The sequence below is a fragment of the Micromonospora sp. MH33 genome, assembly GCF_003013775.1.
In the GTDB taxonomy this organism is placed as follows: Bacteria; Actinomycetota; Actinomycetes; order Mycobacteriales; family Micromonosporaceae; genus Micromonospora; species Micromonospora fulviviridis.
The window spans coordinates 1-4,058 of sequence record NZ_MUYZ01000426.1 but is presented as its reverse complement, the minus strand read 5'-3'; the positions used below and the strand labels follow the sequence as shown (position 1 = coordinate 4,058).

The window sequence follows — 4,058 nt, the reverse complement described above, 5'->3', positions numbered from 1 at the left end:
GCCCGCTCCACCGCCCACCCCTTGACCAGGCCGGACGGGTCGAAGCCGGTGCCGCCGCCGGGCAGCGGCAACCGCCGGGCGTCGAACCACCCGCCGGTGCGGACGCGGGCCGCCTCGCAGCGCTCGACCACCTCGCGCACCAGCGGCTCCGCGGCGGCCGGGTCGGGCATCGCCCCGCCGAGCCGGCCCAGCACGCTGTCCGGCCGGTACGTGCTGAACGTCGCGTCCACCGCGCGCAGCTCGGCGAAGACCCGCTCCACCCGCTCGGCCACCGCGTCGGTGCGCACCCCGGGGCCGCGCAGGTGCACGCTGACCGGCAGCCCCATCACCTGGACCACCCAGGCGCGCCGGTCGGGTTCCCTGGTCAGGTTCATCGCGTCCTCACTTCAGGTGCGCCGCGTCGATCGCGGACTGGAGGGACTCGCGGTAGCCGTCGCTGGTCACGGTGGCCCCGGAGACGGTGTCGATCCGGGCGTTCTGCGCCGCGAGGGCCTCCTGCCGCAGGATCGGCACCGCGTAGTCGTTGATCTCCTGGTCCCGGTGGTTGCCGTCCGGCACCTGCACCGCGGCGACATCGGTGATCTTCCCGCCGGAGACGGTGATCCTCACCTGCACCGGCCCCCACCGGGTCTGGGCCACCGACCCGGTGGCCGTGCCGCTGCCGCTCGACGTGCCGCTGCCGCTCGACGTGCCGCTGCCGCTCGACGTGCCGCTGCCGCTCGACGTGCCGCTGCCCCCGCTCGACGTGCCACCGCCGCTGCTCGACGTGTCGCCGTTCGACGAGCCCGACCCGTCGTCCGTGCCGGTCCAGGAGCTGCCGCTGCCGGCCGGGCCGTCCGAGCCGGAGGCGATCGCGCTGGTCTCCCCGCCCGCGCCCATGGTGCTGGTCTTGTAGCTGAACAGCAGCACCAGCGCGGCCACCGTGGAGAGCAGCCAGATGGTGATCCGTCGCACGGATCCTCCCTTCGCGCCTGTCACCAGGCGAACCGTTCGTGATGGGTGTGCGCGTCGGGGACCCCCGCCGCGCGGATCGCGGCGCGCGCGGCGTCGACCCAGCCGTCGGGTCCGCAGAGGAAGACGTCGTGGCCGGCGACGCCGGGGGAGAGCCGGCGCAGCGCCTCCGCGTCGGAGAGCCCCTCGGCGTGGGCCGGCAGCCAGGACGGGCGGCCCGCCCGGGGGCCGACCAGGTGGTGCACGACCAGCCCGCGCTCCGCGGCGAGCCGGTCCAGCTCCGCCCGGAAGGCCAGGTCTTCCGGGGTACGCGCGCGGTAGAGCAGCACCGCCTGGCCGGGCGCGTACGGCAGCTCCCAGAGCAGGGCCAGCAGCGGCGTGATGCCGACCCCGCAGGCCAGCATGGTGATCCCGCCGCCGCGCCAGCGCTCCCCGGTGAGCCGCCCGTACGGCCCCTCGACGAGCACCCTCGTGCCGGGGCGCAGGGCGGCCGCCCGGGCGCTGCCGTCGCCCAGGTCCTTGACCGTGATCCGCATCAGGTCGCCGTTCGGCGGCGCGGACAGCGAGTACGGGTGGGCCCGGGACCAGCCGGGGCCGTCCAGGAACCGCCAGAGCAGGAACTGCCCGGCCCGGACGGGCAGCCGGTGCAGGTCGCGCCCGCGCAGCCAGACCGAGGTGATCCCGGGCGCCTCGGGGACCACCGCGGCCACCTCGATCCGGTGCCGCAGCGAGCGCCAGGCGGGCAGCCCCAGCCGCCAGACCAGCACGCTGGCCAGCGCCAGCAGGTAGACGGTCCACCAGTAGGCGCGGGCGAGCGGCGAGGCGAGGAAGTCGGCGCCGGTCCAGAGCTGGTGCGGCAGCGCCAGCGCGACGCCCAGGTACGCGTACAGGTGCAGCAGGTGCCAGGACTCGTAGCGCAGCCGGCGCCGGGCCGCGCGGACCGAGGTCACCACCACCAGCACCAGCAGGGCCATCGCCGCGGTGGCCAGCAACATCCCCGGGTACGTGACGACCAGGTCCCAGGTCTCGGCGAGCACCCCCCGGCGGGCGGTGCCGGCGTACCCGAGGACGGTCAGCAGCACGTGCGCCAGGAGCAGGTGGAACGAGGTGAAGCCGGTGAGCCGGTGCCAGCGGGCGATCCGGTCCTGGCCGAAGCGCCGCTCGATCAGCGGCACCCGGGCCATCAGCACCACCTGGACCAGCATCAGGTCGGCGCTGACCAGACCGGCGAGCCGGCCGAGCGAGGTGAGGCCGGTGGCCGCGCCGCCCAGCAGCTCCTGCACGCCGCGGTCGGCGGTCCAGAGCGCGGTGACCACCAGCAGGCTGAGCACCGCGGCGCTGCCGGCCACGTCGGCCCACCAGGCCGGGGCGGCCGGCAGGGTCCGGCGCGGGGTCCGCCGGCCGGCGACGGCGGCGCTCACCGGGGGATCTTCTCGGTGCGGCTGACGTTCATGTCGCCAACCCTGCGGGTCGGAACTCGGCGGCTCCTTTGCCGACGCTGTGCGCGCGCTGGGAATCCACCGACCGGCGCATCGACGCGCCGGTGCGTCACACGTTGCATTTTCGTCGGAGGGGGGGTGTACTGTCAGAGCAGTTAGAACGAGTGTTCGATTCGCTCGTACGCTCGTTCCAACATCCGGGAGTGGTGTTTCGCGGCGCCGGCTCCCGGGAGGTGCGGTTCCGCGGACCGCACCGGGCTCCGGACAGTCGCGAGTCCGGACCCGCCAGGCAGGATCGTCGCCCGCCGCCCACGACCCCCGGGCGGCGGGCGACGGACCCGCCGGTACGCCGGCCGGGTGTGGTGTGGGGAAGCGTCCACACCCGGCCGGCCCCCACCCGCCCCGACGGCCTCCGGTACGCCGCCGCCCACCTCGCCGCGCTGCGCGCCGCCGCCGCCCTGCTCGCCGCCCGCGCCCGCCCCGCACCCACCCGGCGCAACCGGATTACCAGCGTCTGGGTGCTGCTCGCCGCCGTCGCCCCCGAGCTGGACGAGTGGGCGGCCTACTTCGCCGCCGGCGCCGGCAAGCGGGCCGCCGCCGAGGCCGGCATCCCCCGGGTGGTCACCGCCCGGGAGGCCGACGACCTGCTCCGCGCCGCCGAGGAGTTCGTGACCGTGGTGGAGACCGCGCTCGGCCTGGCCCACCAACCGGCGCTCGACGGGCTGCAACAGCCACTCCGGCTCGGCGGGCCCGACGTCACGCCGCGGTCCGGAGCAGCCGCCGCCTGAGCCGCGGCGCCCGGTCACCACCGGCGGGACCCCGGGTGGCCGGGCGCCGCTCCCCGGCGACGGCGGGTGCGTCGCGTCGGGGCCGCACGGGCGTCCCGCACCGCACGATCCAAGCACCATCCACGGGCCGGTGCCCGTGGTGAACACATGACGGGGGGTAGGTCCGATGGCGGGCCGCATGGTGGTCGGTTCCGCCGCCCTGGCCGAGCTGGTACGCCCGGCGAGCGCGCCCGACCCGGCCGGCGGCCACCGGGTGCTCCCCGTCCGGCCCGAGCTGACCGGGCTGCTGCCCAACCGCGGGCTGCGGCGCGGCAGCACCATCGCGGTCGGCGCCGGCCAGCCCCGGCGCAGCGGCGCCACCTCCCTGATCCTCGCCCTGCTCGCCGAGGCGTCCCGGGCCGGCTCGTGGTGCGCCGTGGTGGGCGTACCCACCTTCGGGGCCGGCGCGGCGGCCGAGGCCGGCATCGCCCTGGACCGGCTCGCCCTGGTGCCGAACCCCGGACCGGAGTGGCCCACCGTCGTCGCCGCGCTCATCGACGGGGTCGACGTGGTGGTCACCGCCGTGCCGACCACGGTCTCCGCCTCGGTCGCCACCCGGCTGGCCGCCCGGGCCCGGCAGCGCGGCAGCGTGCTCGTCCCGTACGGCCGGTGGGACGGCGCGGACGTGACGCTCCAGGTGGTCCGCGGGGTCTGGGAGGGGCTCGGGCCGGGCCGGGGCCGGCTGCGCCGCCGGGAGGTGACCGTCTCGGCCCGCGGCCGGGGCGCGGCCGCCCGCCCCAAGGAGATCAAGGTCTGGCTGCCCGGCGACGAGCTGACCCGGGTGATCCCCCGGTCGACCGGCGCCGTCCGCGCCGCCGCACCCCGGCGGCTCCGCGTGGTG

General features: G+C 77.0%; 5 protein-coding genes. 2 read left to right on the top strand and 3 right to left on the bottom strand.

The window, feature by feature from the left end:
- The 3 genes from B0E53_RS33745 to B0E53_RS33735 all read right to left on the bottom strand — a co-directional run.
- Positions 1 to 374 (bottom strand): FAD:protein FMN transferase (locus B0E53_RS33745; RefSeq protein ID WP_146167889.1); only part of this gene is annotated, 374 nt, incomplete at its 3' end.
- A 7-nt stretch (positions 375 to 381) separates the two neighbouring features.
- On the bottom strand, positions 382 to 954 hold the full coding sequence (locus B0E53_RS33740; protein WP_107079625.1) for an FMN-binding protein: 573 nt from the start codon (positions 952 to 954) through the stop codon (positions 382 to 384).
- 20 nt (positions 955 to 974) lie between these two features.
- Positions 975 to 2,372 carry a ferredoxin reductase family protein gene (locus B0E53_RS33735; protein WP_246835736.1) on the bottom strand — a complete coding sequence of 466 codons (1,398 nt, stop codon included), beginning with the start codon at positions 2,370 to 2,372 and terminating at the stop codon, positions 975 to 977.
- Between the two features lie 377 nt (positions 2,373 to 2,749).
- Here B0E53_RS33735 and B0E53_RS33730 point away from each other — a divergent pair, with 377 nt between their 5' ends.
- Together B0E53_RS33730 and B0E53_RS33725 are read left to right on the top strand one after the other, a co-directional pair.
- Positions 2,750 to 3,178: an SAV_6107 family HEPN domain-containing protein gene (locus B0E53_RS33730; RefSeq protein WP_246835735.1), complete on the top strand. Its 429-nt coding sequence runs from the start codon at positions 2,750 to 2,752 to the stop codon at positions 3,176 to 3,178.
- Between the two features lie 166 nt (positions 3,179 to 3,344).
- Positions 3,345 to 4,058 (top strand): hypothetical protein (locus B0E53_RS33725; protein WP_107079624.1); only part of this gene is annotated, 714 nt, incomplete at its 3' end.